The sequence below is a fragment of the Streptomyces sp. NPDC056479 genome (genome assembly GCF_042795335.1).
Taxonomy (GTDB): Bacteria; Actinomycetota; Actinomycetes; order Streptomycetales; family Streptomycetaceae; genus Streptomyces.
This window is the reverse complement of record NZ_JBHTRZ010000002.1, coordinates 639,580-655,197: the sequence shown is the minus strand read 5'-3', so window position 1 is coordinate 655,197 and position 15,618 is coordinate 639,580. Positions and strand designations below refer to the sequence as shown.

The 15,618-nt window shown below is 70.1% G+C and carries 15 protein-coding genes; 6 read left to right on the top strand and 9 right to left on the bottom strand.

What is annotated here, in order from left to right; translation table 11 throughout:
- Positions 1-79: 79 nt before the first annotated feature.
- Positions 80-1,294 (bottom strand): epoxide hydrolase family protein, encoded by a 1,215-nt coding sequence (locus ACFQ6S_RS09140; protein WP_383405360.1) that lies wholly within the window; start codon positions 1,292-1,294, stop codon positions 80-82.
- 124 nt (positions 1,295-1,418) lie between these two features.
- Here ACFQ6S_RS09140 and ACFQ6S_RS09135 point away from each other — a divergent pair, with 124 nt between their 5' ends.
- On the top strand, positions 1,419-1,901 hold the full coding sequence (locus ACFQ6S_RS09135) for a VOC family protein (RefSeq protein WP_383405358.1): 483 nt from the start codon (positions 1,419-1,421) through the stop codon (positions 1,899-1,901).
- Between the two features lie 20 nt (positions 1,902-1,921).
- Here the strand turns inward: ACFQ6S_RS09135 and ACFQ6S_RS09130 are convergent, their stop codons facing one another.
- The 5 genes from ACFQ6S_RS09130 to ACFQ6S_RS09110 form a co-directional block, all read right to left on the bottom strand.
- Positions 1,922-2,848: an SGNH/GDSL hydrolase family protein gene (locus ACFQ6S_RS09130; protein ID WP_383405356.1), complete on the bottom strand. Its 927-nt coding sequence runs from the start codon at positions 2,846-2,848 to the stop codon at positions 1,922-1,924.
- A gap of 118 nt (positions 2,849-2,966) precedes the next feature.
- Positions 2,967-3,845, bottom strand: coding sequence for a geranyl diphosphate 2-C-methyltransferase (locus tag ACFQ6S_RS09125; protein ID WP_383405354.1), 879 nt, complete (start codon positions 3,843-3,845; stop codon positions 2,967-2,969).
- A gap of 50 nt (positions 3,846-3,895) precedes the next feature.
- Positions 3,896-4,945 (bottom strand): family 2 encapsulin nanocompartment cargo protein terpene cyclase, encoded by a 1,050-nt coding sequence (locus tag ACFQ6S_RS09120; RefSeq protein ID WP_383405352.1) that lies wholly within the window; start codon positions 4,943-4,945, stop codon positions 3,896-3,898.
- Between the two features lie 16 nt (positions 4,946-4,961).
- Positions 4,962-6,392: a family 2B encapsulin nanocompartment shell protein gene (locus ACFQ6S_RS09115; protein WP_383405350.1), complete on the bottom strand. Its 1,431-nt coding sequence runs from the start codon at positions 6,390-6,392 to the stop codon at positions 4,962-4,964.
- A 315-nt stretch (positions 6,393-6,707) separates the two neighbouring features.
- Positions 6,708-7,715: a zinc-binding alcohol dehydrogenase family protein gene (locus ACFQ6S_RS09110; RefSeq protein ID WP_383406515.1), complete on the bottom strand. Its 1,008-nt coding sequence runs from the start codon at positions 7,713-7,715 to the stop codon at positions 6,708-6,710.
- Between the two features lie 151 nt (positions 7,716-7,866).
- On the opposite strand from ACFQ6S_RS09110, the gene ACFQ6S_RS09105 reads away from it, so the two are divergent.
- Positions 7,867-8,670 (top strand): VOC family protein, encoded by an 804-nt coding sequence (locus ACFQ6S_RS09105; protein ID WP_383405348.1) that lies wholly within the window; start codon positions 7,867-7,869, stop codon positions 8,668-8,670.
- Positions 8,671-8,717: 47 nt separating this feature from the next.
- A complete protein-coding gene (locus ACFQ6S_RS09100) occupies positions 8,718-9,398 on the top strand; it encodes a ribonuclease H (protein WP_383405346.1) in 681 nt (226 codons plus the stop codon).
- A gap of 16 nt (positions 9,399-9,414) precedes the next feature.
- Here the strand turns inward: ACFQ6S_RS09100 and ACFQ6S_RS09095 are convergent, their stop codons facing one another.
- On the bottom strand, positions 9,415-10,239 hold the full coding sequence (locus ACFQ6S_RS09095; RefSeq protein WP_383405344.1) for a tyrosinase family protein: 825 nt from the start codon (positions 10,237-10,239) through the stop codon (positions 9,415-9,417).
- A 34-nt stretch (positions 10,240-10,273) separates the two neighbouring features.
- Entirely contained in the window at positions 10,274-10,645 is a 372-nt protein-coding gene (locus ACFQ6S_RS09090) for a tyrosinase cofactor (RefSeq protein WP_383405343.1), read from the bottom strand.
- A 353-nt stretch (positions 10,646-10,998) separates the two neighbouring features.
- Here ACFQ6S_RS09090 and ACFQ6S_RS09085 point away from each other — a divergent pair, with 353 nt between their 5' ends.
- Positions 10,999-12,210 carry an FAD-dependent monooxygenase gene (locus tag ACFQ6S_RS09085; protein ID WP_383406512.1) on the top strand — a complete coding sequence of 404 codons (1,212 nt, stop codon included), beginning with the start codon at positions 10,999-11,001 and terminating at the stop codon, positions 12,208-12,210.
- 7 nt (positions 12,211-12,217) lie between these two features.
- On the opposite strand, the gene ACFQ6S_RS09080 is transcribed toward ACFQ6S_RS09085, so the two are convergent.
- Positions 12,218-13,909, bottom strand: coding sequence for a cholesterol oxidase substrate-binding domain-containing protein (locus ACFQ6S_RS09080; protein WP_383405341.1), 1,692 nt, complete (start codon positions 13,907-13,909; stop codon positions 12,218-12,220).
- 136 nt (positions 13,910-14,045) lie between these two features.
- Between ACFQ6S_RS09080 and ACFQ6S_RS09075 the strand changes: the two genes are divergently transcribed.
- Together ACFQ6S_RS09075 and ACFQ6S_RS09070 are read left to right on the top strand one after the other, a co-directional pair.
- Entirely contained in the window at positions 14,046-15,029 is a 984-nt protein-coding gene (locus ACFQ6S_RS09075; protein WP_383405339.1) for an aldo/keto reductase, read from the top strand.
- An 85-nt stretch (positions 15,030-15,114) separates the two neighbouring features.
- Complete coding sequence (locus ACFQ6S_RS09070) at positions 15,115-15,597, top strand: DUF6328 family protein (protein ID WP_383405337.1); 483 nt, start codon at positions 15,115-15,117, stop codon at positions 15,595-15,597.
- Positions 15,598-15,618: the final 21 nt, after the last annotated feature.

The window sequence follows — 15,618 nt, the reverse complement described above, 5'->3', positions numbered from 1 at the left end:
CTCGTGGTGGTGGGGATGCCGGTGACTCCACTGTTGACCTCGGACGATGCGGGTGTCCGGTTTCTCTGCCCGTGGCAGATCAGCTGACGGCAGAGTCCTCCCGCAGCTGACGGAAGAAGGCCCGTACGTCGTCCACCAGAAGGTCCGGCTCCTCCATCGCCGCGAAGTGCCCGCCCCGGTCGAGCTCCGTCCATCGGACGATGTTCTCCGTCCGCTCCGCTTTGTGGCGCAGGGGGATCTGCGGGTCGCCGGGGAAGGAGGCCACCGCGGTCGGGGCCGTCGAGGGCTCGTGCGGGGCGGCGACCCGGTCACCCTTGGCGTGGGCGCGCTCGTAGTAGACCCGGGCGGACGAGCCCGCCGTGCCCGTCAACCAGTACAGCATCACGTTCGTGAGCATCTGGTCCCGGTCGACGGCCTCCTCGGGCAGTCGCTCGGAGTCCGTCCACTCCTGGAACTTCTCGACGATCCAGGCGAGTTGGCCGACCGGCGAGTCAGTGAGCGCGTAGGACAGGGTCTGCGGCCGGGTGGACTGAATGTGGAAGTAGCCCGTCCCGTCCCGGAACCACTGAGCCCAACGACGCCACGAGGCGACCGTCCGCTCACGCTCCTGAGGACTCAGTGCCTCCAGTTCCGCTGCGGTCGGCTCGGTGGCCGCCTGAGCGCCGGGCAGCAGGTTGAGGTGGATCCCGATCGCCCGGTCGGGGTGGGCACGGCCCAGTTCACGCGAGATGCCCGCACCCCAGTCGCCGCCCTGGGCGCCGAACCGCTCGTAGCCGAGGCGTGTCATCAGTTCGACCCACGCGTCGGCGATCCGGAGCGCCTCCCAGCCGGTCTCCCGGGTGGGTCCGGAGAAGCCGAAGCCGGGAATGCTCGGCAGCACCACGTGGAAGGCGTCTGCGGGGTCGCCGCCGTGTGCGGCCGGGTCCGTCAGCGGACCGACGATGTCCAGGAATTCGACGATGGACCCCGGCCAGCCGTGCGTGACGATCAGTGGAGTGGCGTCCGGCTCGGGCGAACGGATGTGCGCGAAATGCACCCGCGCACCGTCGATCTCGGTGGTGAACTGCGGCCACTCGTTCAGCCGGGCCTCCGCCGCCCGCCAGTCGTACTCGTGCCGCCAGTGATGCACCAGCTCACGCAGGTAGTCCGACGGCACGCCGTACGCCCATCCCACCCCGGGCAGCTCGTCGGGCCACCGGATCCGGTCGAGGCGGCCGTGCAGGTCGTCGAGGTCGCTCTGCGGTATGTCGATGCGGAAGGGATGGATGCCGTGGTCGGCGGGCGAAGACGTCATGACCGCGATGCTAGTTCTGAACGGTGTAACGGCCACCTGGATTACTGGGCCCTGCGACCGATGAGTTCCGGGGCGAGGATCGGTCGACACAGATGACAGCGGATCCACGCTCCAGGAGGTAGTCATGGCAAGCGACGGTTTCACCACGTGTCTCTGGTTCGACGGCCAGGCGGAGGAGGCCGCCCACTTCTATGTCTCCGTCTTCAAGAACTCCAGCGTCGGCAAGATCGCGCGCTACCCCGAGGGCGCCATGCAGCCCGCCGGCACCGTGATGACCGTCGAGTTCACGGCCAACGGCCAGAAGTTCCTCGGTCTGAACGGCGGGCCCCAGTTCAAGTTCACCGAGGCGACCTCCTTCATGATCTTCTGTGAGAACCAGGAGGAGATCGACCACTACTGGACCAAGCTCATCGAGAACGGCGGCGAGCCCGGTCCGTGCGGCTGGCTCAAGGACAGGTACGGCGTGTCCTGGCAGGTCGTCCCGGACCGCCTCGACGAGATGGTCACCGACCCGGACCCGGCCAAGGCCGCCCGCGTGACCAAGGCGTTCATGGCGATGCACAAGTTCGACATCGCCGCCCTGGAAAAGGCCTACGCGGGGGAGTGAGCCCAGCCCCACGGGCCGCCCTACCGGTTCTGACGGATCACCCGGGTGATCTCCAGGGCGATCCGCTGGATGCCGGGGGAGCGGACCGGGCACGGCTTCGGCGTCGAGGTCGTCGGTGCCAGACAGAAGTGCAGATAGTCGTCGTCGCGGTGCAGGGACGTCCGGTCGCGGCCCGGCTGGGTGCAGTACTCGGTGTGCGCGTGCTCGTACGCCGTGCACGGCAGGTACTGGACCCAGGAATAGCGGGCCCCGGCCGCGCTCAGCGCCCTGCCCGCGTCGGCGACCAGGTCCCCGGAGGCGGCGGCCCGCTCCTCGTACAGGGCGTTGACGCGCCGGACCCGGTCGGGAGTGATCGGGTCCGGGCCCTGGAGCACCCAGACGATCCGCGTGTCGCCGGCACCGGCGATCTGGTCGGAGAGCCGCTTCATGTCGGCCGCGTACCGTGCGAAGTACCGCTCCGGGGAGGCGTCATGGGTGATCCGGTCCATGCACGGCGTGTAACCCCACGCGTTGCCCCAGAACTGGAGCACCACGAAGTCGGGGCGCAGCCTGCGCACCAGGGTCGCCGCCTTGTCCGCGACCGGCACGAGAGACTGTTCGCCGGTGCCCTCCAGGTAGTCGCACAGGGTGGTGCCCGAGTACGGCGCGCTCGTGTACGCCGCCCGCAGCTGCCGGCGTAACTCCTGCCCGAGCGCCTTCTGCGCCTCCATCGCGAGCGAGTCGCCGAGATACAGCACGGAGGGCGCCTTCGCGGGGGCGCTCGGTGAGGTCCGGCGCTCGGTGGCGGAATCGGTGGCCGACGGTGAGGCGGGCGCCCGCTGCTGTGTGGTGACCGACGCCCCCGGCACTTCCGGAGGCGGCGCGGCCTCGGGCCCGGACGCCGGATCCCCGCACGCGCCGAGCAGCACGGCGGACAACAGCACCCCCACGATCCACGGCTTGCGCATACGGCAACTCCCGCCCCGGACACCGAAAACGGCTCCCCAGGCAAGCACGGCCGGGCGCAAGGGGGAAGACACACGTCGGCCACGGATCACCCGTGGCCGACGCGAGCCCGACGGTCGCTCAGACGCGGTCCGCCGCGATGAGCAGATACTGGAAGCTGCCGTTGCGGTACGCGTTCAGGAACGTGTCCTCGATCCCCGTCACCAGGTGATCGGCCTCGCGGCGCAACTCCCAGTAGGGGATGGCCGCCTCGGTCAGGTCCTCCACATGGACCGGTACGAGCCGGTTGCGGGCCATGGCGCGGAAGTACTCCGAACGCGGATGGATGTCGCAGATGTAGTGGGCGTTGATGAGGGACACCTCGCGCGAGGCACGCCCGTAGGTGTCGTTGTAGCAGCCGGTGATCACCACGTAGCGGCCGCCCCGGCGCAGCAGCCGGGCGTGCTCGGCGAACAGCAGGTCCAGCTCCACGTACATGGTGGACTCGTTGTTCCAGGAGGCCGCGTACGCCCCGGACGCCAGACCGGTGTCCAGCATGTTGCGGTGGTGGTAGCGCACCCGGTCGTCGATACCCCGCTTGCGGGCCTGCGCGTTCGCGAACTCGGCCTGCTTCTCGGAGATGGTGACCCCGTCGGCCTGGCAGCCATGGCGCAGATGCGCCACCACACTGCCGCCGCCGCGCCCGCAGCCGGCGTCGAAGACCCGGTCGGCGGGGGAGAGGGGGCCGAGGCGCTCGGCGAGGAGTTCGGCCTGGGCGTGCTCCAGCCGGTGCAGCTCGGCGGTGACGCGCTCACGGCGCAGGCCGGGGTCGGGCTCGTCGAGCACGGAGCGGTCGGCGTCCCCGATGCCGTAGTGATGGTGGTACAGGTCGTCGAGCTTGCCGAGCTCGAGGTTGACCGGGTTCTCCTCGGCGTTCCAGTAGTCCGCGACGCGGGTCTGGTACGTGGACTGGGTCGGCAGCGACACTTCGGCGGTGCCGGCTTCGGGGGCGATGGTCAACGGTGACTCCTCGCGTTGGTGCTTGTGACGTTCTGTCATTCGATCGCGCTCTACCAGTAGTTGGGCAGGTGGTAGCGGTGGCTGTTGGTGGCGTGCCACTCGTGGTTCCCGGCCACCCAGTCGTCCAGGCCGCGGGCGTAGCGCTCGACGAGTGGTGAGGTGGCCGACAGCAGGGCCGACTCCTCCTCGAACGCCTCCATGATCCGGTTGTGGATCTCGACGGCCTTCAGATAGGCCGCCTTCAGACCGCAGCGCTCGTTGGCGGCGATGACCTGCGGCAGGTTCAGATGGGTCGGGTCACTGGCCAGTTCCTTGGTGAAGGAGTACAGGTCGTTGACGATCGTGGTGGCGTTGCAGGCGAGCGCCGTGATGCGCTGGATCTCGGGGCGGGCGTACAGCGCCTCGGGCAGTTCGTAGCCGTCGACGGCGTCCACGATCGACAGACAGGGACGGAAGTTGTTGAACTGCCGCATCACCAGGTACTCCCACACATGCGGGACGTACCGTGTCTCGCTCCAGGCCGCCTCGGCGAGATAGCCCATGTGAAGCCGGGCCAGATCGTGCACGAGCCGGTCGGTCTGGCTGGGCGTGGCGACGGCGGAGTAGTCCTTCAGCGCCCAGTGATACGAGCGCAGCGGACCGTCCCCCTGCATGCCGTGCGCCCACTCCTCCTGGAACTCCGGCGGGCCGTGGTACGGGTCCAGCGCCGACTGGGCCATGATCAGCCGCCCGCCGAGACCGCTGCGTGCGGCGCCCCTGCCCTCGTCCTCCTCGCAGTAGCAGGAGTCGACGATGTTCTCGGCCAGCAGCAGCTCCCCGGCCACCGTCAGGCGATCCAGGTCGGCCGCCGCCGGATGCTGGAGCGCCACCGCCCGGCCGAACTGGAACCCCGAGAAGTCCCCCGACCAGGCCGGCGGGAACAGGTCGAGGCGGCGGGCCCAGTCCTCCAGCCTGCGGTCCACCTCCGCGACCCTCTCGGGGTCCGCGGGGGCGACCTGCCGGTACTTCAGCCCGGGGATCGCGCCGCCGCGCCGGGTCCGGATGGTGCGGGCGAGGTTCGGCGGTCCGGGCAGGGACGGCGAGGAGGCCGTCGTGCTCATCGGGTGCTCCAAGCGGTCACTCGGCCGTCCGGCCGATCTGGGCGTTCTCCAGGATCCCGACCGCGTCGGGCACGAGGATCGCCATCGAGTAGTAGGCGGTGACGAGGTAGCGGATGATCGAGTTGGCGTCGATTCCCATGAACCGCACGTTCAGACCGGGCTGGTGCTCCTCGGGAATCCCGGTCTGGTACAGCCCGATTGCGCCCTGGTCGCCCTCTCCGGTGCGCAGCGCGATGATGCTGCTGGTGTGCTGCGGGCTGACCGGGATCTTGTTGCAGGGAAAGATCGGGACCCCGCGCCAGGCGGGGATCTCGTGCCCGTCGACGTTCGCCGTGCCGGGCACCAGACCGCGCCGGTTGCACTGCCGGAAGAACGCCGCGATGGCCTTGGGATGGGCGATGAACAGCTTGGTCTTGCGGCGCATCGACAGCAGTTCGTCCATGTCGTCCGGGGTCGGCGGCCCGTTGAAGGTGCTGATCCGCTGCCCGTAGTCGGCGCTGTGCAGCAGCCCGAATTCCCGGTTGTTGACCAGCTCCCACTCCTGGCGTTCGCGGATCTCCTCGATGGTCAGCCGCAGTTGCTGTTCGGTCTGGTTCATCGGGTTGTTGAAGAGGTCGGCGACCCGGGTGTGCACCCGCAGCACGGTCTGGGTCAGGGACAACTCGTACTCGCGCGGGGTGAGTTCGTAGTCGACGAAACCGCCGTCGATGGTCGGCTCACCGATGTGGCCCGCCTGCACCGGGACGTCGGCCTCGCCCTTGCGGTTCATGGGCAGGTTCCGGCGTTCGGCGTAGGCCTCCAGATGCGCCGCGAGCGAGGGCACCCGGTCGGTGAGCTCCTGGACCACGGTCCAGGGCAGTACCAGCAGCACGCCCGCGGTCTCGGCCCGCATCGAGCTCAGCCACAGCGGGTCGGGCTGGCCGATGGCCTCGTCGCCGATCTGGTCGCCGTCGGTGACGACGCCGAGGATCTCCTCCTCGCCGTACTTGCCCTCGGTGAAGCGGGTGAAGCGGCCGTGTACGACGAGGTAGGCTTCGGTGACCGGCTGCCCGGCCTCGACCAGCACCTGGCCGGCCCGGACCTCACGCACCCGGAAGCGGGTCGCGACCTCCTTCAGCACGTCGAGGTCGGAGTAGCCGCGCAGGACCGGCAGTTCGGTGAGCGTCTGGGGGATGACCTTGATGTCGTCGGCGCCGTTCTGGTCGAACTGCACCCGGCCACGCCCCACCCGGAGCTGAAGACGCCGGTTGACGCGGTAGGTGCCGCCCTTGACGTCCACCCACGGCAGCATCTTCAGCAGCCATCGCGAGGAGATGGCCTGCATCTGGGGTTCGGACTTGGTGGTCGTCGCGAGCTGGCGCGCGGCCTGGGTGCTGAGACTGGTGAGCGGTCCGTCGGGGGCGGGGTCGTCGGCGGCGGGTCCGGTGACGCTCTCGGGTACGGACACTTAATCCCTCCCTGGAGGGTGATCAGGGGTGAGCGGAGTGGTCGATGACGACGGCAGCCTCTGGGCGCGACGACGGCGGCCTCGTGGCACGGGTGGGTCGTACGCGCCGCAGGGACAAGCCAAACAGCGCCGGTGGTGGGCCCGGTACGGCGTGAAGGGGGCGGCTTCACCACCTGCGTGGTGCAAACCCGCCCTCGAAGCGGAGGGCGCACGAGCCCGTCGTTTCACGCCGGTGGCGATCATCCCGACGGGCGGGCGCACGGGCGCGCGAGCCGCGGATCGCCCGTCCCGGCAGGCGCCGGGGGCGCACCAGGCTCAGGACAGGTCGTTCACCAGCACGGCCGCCCCGTCGAACCGGCCCGCCTTGAGATCCCGCAGCGCCTCGTCCGCCCGCGACAGCGGATACGTGTGCGTCGTGGCGTGCACCTGATGCTCCGCCGCGAGCGCCAGGAACTCACGGGCGTCCTCGCGGGTGTTGGAGGTGACGCTGCGCACCTGCTTCTCGTAGAAGAGCTCGCTCTCGTACGTCAGCGCCGGAATGTCGCTGAGGTGGATGCCCGCGATCGCCAGCGTTCCGCCCCGGTCGAGCGCCCGCAGCGCGACCGGCACCAGCTCACCGGCGGGCGCGAAGAGGATCGCGCTGTCCAGCGGCTCCGGCGGCATCTCGTGCGCGTCGCGGGCCGAGGCGGCACCGAGATCGAGCGCCAGCTTCCGCGCGGCCGCCCCGCGCGTGAGGACATGCACGGTGGCGCCTTCGGCCAGCGCCACCTGCGCGCACAGATGAGCGCTGCCTCCGAAGCCGTACAGCCCGAGCCGCCCGCCCGGCGGGAGCGCCGCCCGCCGCAGCGCGCGATGGCCGATGATCCCGGCGCACAGCAGCGGCGCGAGCGTCACATCGTCGACGCCGCCCGGCAGCCGGTGGGCGAACGCGGCCGGCACGGTCGTGTACTCGGCGTACCCGCCGTCGGCGTCCCAGCCGGTGTACGACGAGGCCGGGCACAGGTTCTCCGCGCCCCGCGCGCAGTAGCCGCACGTCCCGTCGGTCCGCCGCAGCCACGCCACCCCCACCCGCTCCCCGACGTCGAAGCCGCGCACCGCCGACCCGAACCCCGCCACCTCCCCGACGACCTCGTGTCCCGGAGTCACACCCTTCCGGTGCACCGGAAGGTCGCCCTCGGCGACATGCAGATCCGTACGGCACACCCCGCACGTCCGCACCCGCACCAGCAGCTCGTCGTCCCCCGGCACCGGTACCGGCTTCCCGGCCATCCGCAGCGGTCCCGCCTCGACCGGACCCGGCTCGAGAACCGACCACGCGCGCATCGTCCCGTCCGCCATGCCGAGTCCCGTCCGTCGACCGGTCGCCCCGCAACCCCAGTCTGGAACGGAACCGGGCATTCGGCGCGCGACCCGTCCGTCCGGTGACTAGCGTAAGAATCCGGACAACTCACCGAGCCGGGAGAGGGCCGCAGTCATGGCCGTGAAACCTGAAGGAACCCCCATCTGGGCCGACGCGATGTTCAGCGACATCGAGGGTGCCAAGAGCTTCTACGGCGACGTCCTGGGCTGGACGTTCGGCGAGCAGTCGTCGGAGTACGGCAACTACACCCAGGCCTACGCGGACGGCAAGGCCGCCGCCGCGGTCGTCCCGCCCATGCCGGGCCAGGAGGGCCAGTCGCAGTGGTGCCTCTACTTCGCCTCCCCCGACGCGACCGCCACCGCCGCCAAGATCCGTGAGAAAGGTGGCGAGATCCTTATGGAGCCGATGGCGGTCGGCGACTTCGGCAGCATGTGCCTGGCCCGCGACCCCGGTGGTGTCGTCTTCGGTGTCTGGCAGCCCGGCACCCACAAGGGCTTCGAGACGGAGATGGACCAGCCCGGTGCCTTCTGCTGGTCGGAGATCTTCACCCGCGAGCCGGAGAAGGCCGACGCCTTCTTCCCCGCAGTCTTCGGCTACGGGCAGCAGCAGATGGAAGACGCGGAGATGGACTTCCGGCTCTACACCCTCGGCAAGGAGAACATGGCCCTGGGCCGGATGAAGATGACGGAGGACTTCCCGAACGACATCCCGCCGTGGATCAACGTCTACTTCAACGTCCCCGACTGCGACGACGCCGTGGCCAAGGCCACCAAGCTCGGCGGGGTGCTGCGCTTCGGCCCGATGAGCAGCCCGTTCGGCCGGTTCGCCGCGCTGAGCGACCCACAGGGCGCGAACTTCTCGGTGATCGACACCACCACGACCGAGGGTGACATGCCCAAGCTCAGCGACGTCTCCTGACCGACGCCGCGACCGGGCGCCCGGCTCGCCCATGGCATGATCGGCACATGGGTGAACGTGTGGTGGCCGCGTGCGACGGGGCTTCGAAGGGAAACCCCGGGCCGGCGGGCTGGGCCTGGGTAGTCGCCGACGAGACGGAGACGCCGGCCCGCTGGGAGGCGGGCCCGCTCGGCAGGGCCACCAACAACGTCGCGGAACTCACCGCGCTGGAGCGCCTGCTGGCCGCGGTCGACCCCGGTGTGCCGCTGGAGATCCGCATGGACTCGCAGTACGCCATGAAGGCCGTCACCACCTGGCTGCCGGGATGGAAGCGCAACGGCTGGAAGACGTCGGCCGGCAAGCCGGTCGCCAACCAGGACCTGGTCGTACGCATCGACGAACTGCTCGACGGCCGCACCGTCGAGTTCCGCTACGTCCCGGCCCACCAGGTCGACGGTGACCCGCTGAACGACTTCGCGGACCGCGCCGCCAGCCAGGCGGCCACGGTGCAGGAGTCCGCCGGCAGCGAGCTCGGTTCACCTCAGCCGCCGCCCTCCCCGGACACCCCGCAGGCCAAGGCGCCGCGCCGCAAGTCCGCGGCGCCCCGGAAGAACGGCAGCTCATCGCGCACCATCAAGGCCAAGTTCCCCGGCCGCTGCCTCTGCGGTCGCGGCTACGCGGCGGGCGAGCCCATCGCCAAGAACGCTCAGGGCTGGGGCCACCCGGAGTGCCGTACCACCGAGGCCTGACCGACGGGTCGGCGGCTCAGGCCGCGTCGAAGGTGTAGTGCGGGGTGTGATCCAGCAGATCGGCCGGACGCACGTCGTTCCACGGCTTCATCGTGTCATTGAGGTCGATCACGTTCGGCGTCCCGGCCGCCGGCACATAGCGGGAGCCGGGGTGCCGCCGCTGCCAGTCCGCCCACAGCTTGTCGATGTAGGCGTGGTGCAGCCAGAACACCGGGTCGTTGGGCGACACACCGGTCGCCATCTGCCCGCCGACCCAGACATGGACCCGGTTGTGCAGATTGACGCCGCGCCAGCCTTCGAGGTGGTTGCGGAAACCGTCCGACCCGCTGTTCCAGGGCGCCATGTCGTACGTCGGCATGGCCAGCACGGACTCCACCTCGGCCCGGGTGGGCAGTTCCCGTACGGCGGTGCCGAGCGAGCGGCGCAGAAACGTGCGGCCGTCGACGCGCACATTGATCGGCCAGTTGCCGGTCGACGCCGCGAACGGCCCGTCCATCACCTGTCCGTCGCGACTGCGCCCGGTGCCGCCGAGGAAGTCGGGCGCCCACAGCGAGGAGCCTATGGAGCGGTCGGTGCTCCAGTCCCAGTACGGCAGCCCGACCGAGGCGTCCACCTCCTGCAACGCCCGCTCGAAGTCGAGCAGGAATCTGCGGTGCCAGGGCAGGAACGACGGTGAACGGTGGCCGGTGCGCTCGCCGTTGTCGGTGTCGCCGACGATGAAGCCGTTGTGCGTCGTGACGAAGGTGTCGTAGCGGCCATTGCGCTTCAACTCCAGGAGGGCGGCGACGAATCGGCGCTTCTCGTCGGCGGTCAGGGCGGCCTGGTTCTTGCGGACGGTCATGTTCGGAAGTGCTCCAAAGTGCGGGTGCGGCTGATCAGTTGGCGGGGAAGGGCAGGAGTGCGGCGCCCTGGAGTTCGTCCACGGCGGCGCGGGCGGCGGCGCGCGGGGTGGGCACCGGGTCGTAGTGGCTGACGACGCTGATCCAGCTGCCGTCGGCGTTGCGCATCACATGCAGCTCGACCCCGTCGACGGACACGGCATAACCGCCGCCGTGATGCTCGTGACCGCCGCCCGAGGCCGGTCGGCCCTGTATCCGGCGGCCCTTGTAGACCTCGTCGAAGGACGTCGGCGCGTGGTGGTCGTGCCCCGATGCGGGCACCGCGGGGGCGAGGGCCGTCTGGACACCGGCGGCGGTGGCGAGGGCGGCCGCGGCGGTGAGCGCACGGCGACGGCTGAGTTCCGGCATGCGGACCTCCTGGGTTCGTTCGGTCGTTCGTTCGGTTGCTGGCTCCGTATGCCTATCGGGCCGGATGAGAGCGGGAGAAATCGGCCGACAGTGGTTGGCTCCGATCCGGACAAGTGCCCACATGTCGTGCAAGGTTGAACAAAGATGATCTTGCTGTGGCGACCCCCGCAAACCCCCGGAACGGGAAATTCCTTCTCCTGGGGGCCGGGTTCCCGGTGGTCCTTGGCTGACGGAGGTGGCGGCAGTGGTGCACCTCACCCGCTGAAACTGGCGTGATCCGAAACGTCGCGGGACGGCGGCCCCGCCCTGCTACTCTGCGGAACCGAAATGTCCGTAATGGGTTATTGGTGGAGATGCGTGTGAAGGTCGTCTGTGCCGGCGGCGGGCCTGCCGGTCTGTATCTGTCGATCCTGCTCAAACTGCGGGACCCGTCCCACGACATCACCGTCCACGAACGCAACCCCGAGGGGTCCACCTATGGCTGGGGCGTCACGTACTGGCGCGGCCTGCTCGACACACTGCACGAGCACGACCCCGAGTCGGCAAGGGCCATCGAGACGAGCTCGGTCCGCTGGCACGAGGGCGTCGCGCACGTACGGGAGCTGACGACCCGCCAACCCGGCGACGAGGGACACGGCATCGGCCGCCACCGGCTGCTGGAGATCCTCGCCGAACGCGCCCGCTCACTGGGCGTACGTCTGGAGTTCGAGCACGGCATCACACCCGAGGACCTGCCCGCCGCCGACCTGGTCGTGGCGGCCGACGGCGTCCACAGCGCCCTGCGCACCCGGCATGCGGGCCACTTCGGCACGGAGATCGGCACCGGCCGCAACCACTATCTCTGGCTCGGCACCAGCAAGGTCTTCGACGCCTTCACCTTCGCCTTCGTCGAGACCGACCACGGCTGGATCTGGTGCTACGGCTACGGCTACGGCCCCGAGTCGAGCACCTGCGTCGTCGAATGCGCCCCCGAGACCTGGACCGGCCTCGGCCTCGACACCGCGAACGACGCAGACGGACTGGCCCTGCTGGAGAAGCTGTTCGCCGACGTCCTCGACGGCCATCCCCTCATCGGCCGCTCCTCCGGCGACGGCGGCTCACGGTGGCTGAACTTCCGCACCCTCACCAACCGCACCTGGCACCGCGACAACCTGGTCCTGATCGGCGACGCCGCCCACACCACCCACTACTCCATCGGTGCCGGTACGACGCTCGCCATGGAGGACGCCATCGCCCTGGCCGGCGCCCTGCACGAAGAGCCCGCCCTGCCGGGTGCCTTCCGCCGCTACGAACAGGAGCGCAAGCAGGCCCTGTTGTCCGTCCAGAGCGCGGCCCGCCACAGCGCACGGTGGTACGAGAACCTGCCCCGCTACATCCATCTGCCCCCGCAGCAGATGTTCGCCCTGCTCGGCCAGCGCCACTCGCCCCTGCTGCCCCACGTCCCGCCCCAGCTCTACTACCGGCTCGACAAGGCGGCCACCCAATCGGAGGCGCTGCGCAGCCTCAAGCGTTGGCTCGGACCGAGACTCGCGCGCACCGTGCAGGCCAGGGCATCCCGCCGATAGGCCGAGCTCACCCGAACAACCGGTCGAGAAAGGCGTTGCCGAACACACGATGGGGGTCGAGCCGCTCCAGTACCCCGCCCGCCTCCTGCCAGACACCCTCCCCGAAGCTGCCGGGCACGACCGAGTCCAGCACCTCGTCGTCGCGCCACGCGGCCTCGTCCGTGTAGGCCCAGCCCTTCGACCACTCGACCCGCGTCATGGCGTACCCGCCGTCGAAGGTGCGCAGAGCGAACCGCTCCATCTCGCGCAGGAAGGCCTCCGCGAACGGCGTCCCGGGCAGCGTCAGGACGTTCAGCCACACGACCGTGTCCCACTCGGGACGGTCGTCGCGCCGCCGCAGCGCGGACAGCAGCGGAGCCCGCGCACCTTCCAGGCCGACGTCGGCCGGATCGTCGACGCCCGTCACCCGGATCTCCACCGACCCGTTCACCGGGAACCGTCCCCGGGTGGCGTACGCCGCGAGCCGCTCCCGGTAGAACGCGGTGAACTCGGCCACGACGCGCTGCACTTGCGCCCGGCCCGTCAGCACCGCACACCCGTTCGTCGCGATCCTGAGCGTCGTCGGCCGCAGGTACAGCAACGTGTTCTTGGAGGGCCCCCAGATGTCCGCCGACAGCGTAGCCACCAGTCCGAGCGCCGCCGCGTCGTACTGCGCGGTGCCGAGCACGGGCGCCAGATACCACGCCCCGTCCGAGACGATGCGCCCGACGAGGTCCGCCACCAAGGGCGGGATGCTGTCGGAGAAGGGGTAGTTGTACGGCCTCGTCACGTGCCGCGAGGTCAGCGGCCGGGTGGGGGAGACGCTCCAGACCTTCAGCCACGGGTGTTCGGTGAAGGCGAACCAGATCGCCTCGACGCGTCCGGCCCGGTCGAGGAAGCTCTCGAAGGTGCGTCCGCCGGTGCCGGGCGCGGCGAAGAGTTCGCCGGCCGGAATGTCCGTACGGCTGACGCACCGCAGGGCGGTGTTCGCGCCCAGGCGCAGCACGACCTCGGTGACCAGCGAGCGGCCGAGGTGGGTGAGCAGTGCGGCGCAGTCGGCCTCGTCACGGTCGTAGGTCCGCAGTGTGTATGCGCCGCCGGCCTCGTCCCAGACGACGGCCGTGAGCGACAGCACGAGATTGCTCAGCGAGCCGTACGTATGACCGAGCAGCCGCCGCTCGCCCCGCGCCGGTACGGCGGTGCCGTGCGCGTCGATGGCCAATGCGCCGCCCAGGGTGAGGTTGCCGGGCGCGGGGGTGGCGGTGAGGCCGAGGCCGTGTTCCTCCAGGTGGGTGAGGAGAACCTCCAGCGTGACGCCGGTGCCCGCGCGCACCGAGGTCGGCGACGCCAGGGACAGGCCGGTGAGATGGGAGGCGGTGTCGACCAGGAGGACCGGCGCCTGCGACGGTGTGCCCTGGGTGATCGTCAGGGGCGACCAGCCGTGCGAGGAACCCCGGGCGCGCACCCTCCAGCCGTGCCGCCAGGCCCAGTTGACGGCCGCGACCACCTGGTCCGGGCCGGTCGGGGCGCAGGCCCACAGTCCGTCCGCGGTGATCTCGCCGACCCAGTTGCGATACGCCGAGCGGTACAGCGCCACATCCGGCGGGAAGTCCGGCAACTCCTGTGCCGCGACGGCCGGATCGGCCGGGAGGAGGGTCGGTACGGCGGCGAGGGCGGCGGCGGTGCGCAGGAAGCCCCTGCGGCTGAAGTCGTCGATCACAGGCCCAAGCTAGGATCGGCCCGACAGCAACCGCTTGCCCATCCAGCTGATTCACTCTTGTGGGTGAAGGATTCACAGGTGGCGAGGCGGCGGGCCCCGCTCCGCGCAGGCGGATGGTCAATGACACACTGAGGCCATGGACGAGCGTGTAATCGGTAGGTCGGGTCAGCGGGCATCCGTCGTCGGTCTCGGTACGTGGCAGCTGGGCGCCGACTGGGGCGACGTGGACGACAAGGAAGCCCTTTCCGTACTGGAGGCGGCCGTCGAGTCGGGGGTGACCTTCTTCGACACGGCCGACGTGTACGGCGACGGGCGCAGCGAGCAGACCATCGCCGGCTTCCTGCGCGGCAGGCCCGAGCTGGACATCTTCGTGGCGACCAAGATGGGCCGCCGCGTCGATCAGATCCCCGAGAACTACGTCCTCGACAACTTCCGCGCCTGGAACGACCGTTCACGGCGCAACCTCGGGGTGGACCGCCTGGACCTGGTCCAGCTGCACTGCCCGCCGACGCCCGTCTACTCGTCCGACGAGGTGTTCGACGCCCTGGACACGATGGTCCAGCAGGAGCGCATCGCGGCGTACGGCGTCAGCGTGGAGACCTGCGCCGAGGCGCTCACCGCCATCGCCCGGCCGGGCGTGGCCAGCGTGCAGATCATTCTCAACGCCTTCCGCATGAAGCCCCTCCTCGAGGTGCTGCCCGCCGCCCAGGAGGCGGGCGTCGGCATCATCGCCCGTGTGCCGCTGGCCTCCGGCCTGCTGTCGGGCAAGTACACCAAGGACACCGTCTTCCCCGAGAACGACCACCGCACCTACAACCGGCACGGCGAGTCCTTCGACCAGGGCGAGACCTTCTCCGGCGTCGACTACGACTCCGGAGTGGAGGCGGCCGTCGAGTTCGCCGCCCTCGCCCCGGAGGGCTTCACCCCGGCTCAGCTGGCACTGCGCTGGATCATCCAGCAGCCGGGTGTGACCAGCGTGATCCCGGGAGCACGTACGCCCGAGCAGGCCCGCGCCAACGCGGCCGTCGCGACGCTGCCGGAGCTGTCCGAGGACACGCTCACCGCGATCCGGGACCTCTATGTCCGGCGGATCAAGGACCAGGTGGAGAGCCGCTGGTAGACGCGGCACGGCGCCGGGGGCGGACGTCCCGCCGCCCCCGGAACCCCGCCGTTTGAGCACTCGGCGGCGCGGTTACCCGTATCGCATGACCGAACACGACAGACGCACCGGGCGCGACGAGAGCGCGGAGGAGCGGGCCGACCGCATGTGGGGCGAGCTCCTCCAAGAGGTCCGCGTGGCCCAGATGGGCGTCCAGATCCTGTTCGGTTTCCTGCTCACCGTCGTGTTCACCACGAAGTACGACACCCTCTCGGAAGCCAACCAGACCATCTACATCGTGACGGTCGTCCTCGGTGCCTCCGCCACCGGCGCCCTGATCGGCCCCGTGTCCCTGCACCGGCTGGTGTCCGGCCGGCGGATCAAGCCGCAGGCGGTCGAGTGGGCCTCTCGGTTGACGTTCGTCGGCCTGCTTCTGCTGCTCGCCACGATGGCGGGCTCGCTCCTGCTGATCCTGCGCGTCGCCACGCACGACGACTATGTGCCCTGGCTGGTCGCCGGCGTGGTCGTCTGGTACCTGGTGTGCTGGTTCGCGCTGCCGCTGTGGGCACGCCGCCGCCACACGGAGTGAGCGGCGGCACTCCGCCCCGAG

What these genes read in the sequence shown, in the direction of transcription:
- ACFQ6S_RS09140 (WP_383405360.1), bottom strand. Translation starts at nt 1,294, where the DNA reads ATGACGTCTTCGCCCGCCGACCACGGCATCCATCCCTTCCGCATCGAC.
- ACFQ6S_RS09135 (WP_383405358.1), top strand. Translation starts at nt 1,419, where the DNA reads ATGGCAAGCGACGGTTTCACCACGTGTCTCTGGTTCGACGGCCAGGCG.
- ACFQ6S_RS09130 (WP_383405356.1), bottom strand. Translation starts at nt 2,848, where the DNA reads ATGCGCAAGCCGTGGATCGTGGGGGTGCTGTTGTCCGCCGTGCTGCTC.
- ACFQ6S_RS09120 (WP_383405352.1), bottom strand. Translation starts at nt 4,945, where the DNA reads ATGAGCACGACGGCCTCCTCGCCGTCCCTGCCCGGACCGCCGAACCTC.
- ACFQ6S_RS09110 (WP_383406515.1), bottom strand. Translation starts at nt 7,715, where the DNA reads ATGCGCGCGTGGTCGGTTCTCGAGCCGGGTCCGGTCGAGGCGGGACCG.
- ACFQ6S_RS09105 (WP_383405348.1), top strand. Translation starts at nt 7,867, where the DNA reads ATGGCCGTGAAACCTGAAGGAACCCCCATCTGGGCCGACGCGATGTTC.
- ACFQ6S_RS09100 (WP_383405346.1), top strand. Translation starts at nt 8,718, where the DNA reads ATGGGTGAACGTGTGGTGGCCGCGTGCGACGGGGCTTCGAAGGGAAAC.
- ACFQ6S_RS09095 (WP_383405344.1), bottom strand. Translation starts at nt 10,239, where the DNA reads ATGACCGTCCGCAAGAACCAGGCCGCCCTGACCGCCGACGAGAAGCGC.
- ACFQ6S_RS09090 (WP_383405343.1), bottom strand. Translation starts at nt 10,645, where the DNA reads ATGCCGGAACTCAGCCGTCGCCGTGCGCTCACCGCCGCGGCCGCCCTC.
- ACFQ6S_RS09085 (WP_383406512.1), top strand. Translation starts at nt 10,999, where the DNA reads ATGCGTGTGAAGGTCGTCTGTGCCGGCGGCGGGCCTGCCGGTCTGTAT.
- ACFQ6S_RS09075 (WP_383405339.1), top strand. Translation starts at nt 14,046, where the DNA reads ATGGACGAGCGTGTAATCGGTAGGTCGGGTCAGCGGGCATCCGTCGTC.
- ACFQ6S_RS09070 (WP_383405337.1), top strand. Translation starts at nt 15,115, where the DNA reads ATGACCGAACACGACAGACGCACCGGGCGCGACGAGAGCGCGGAGGAG.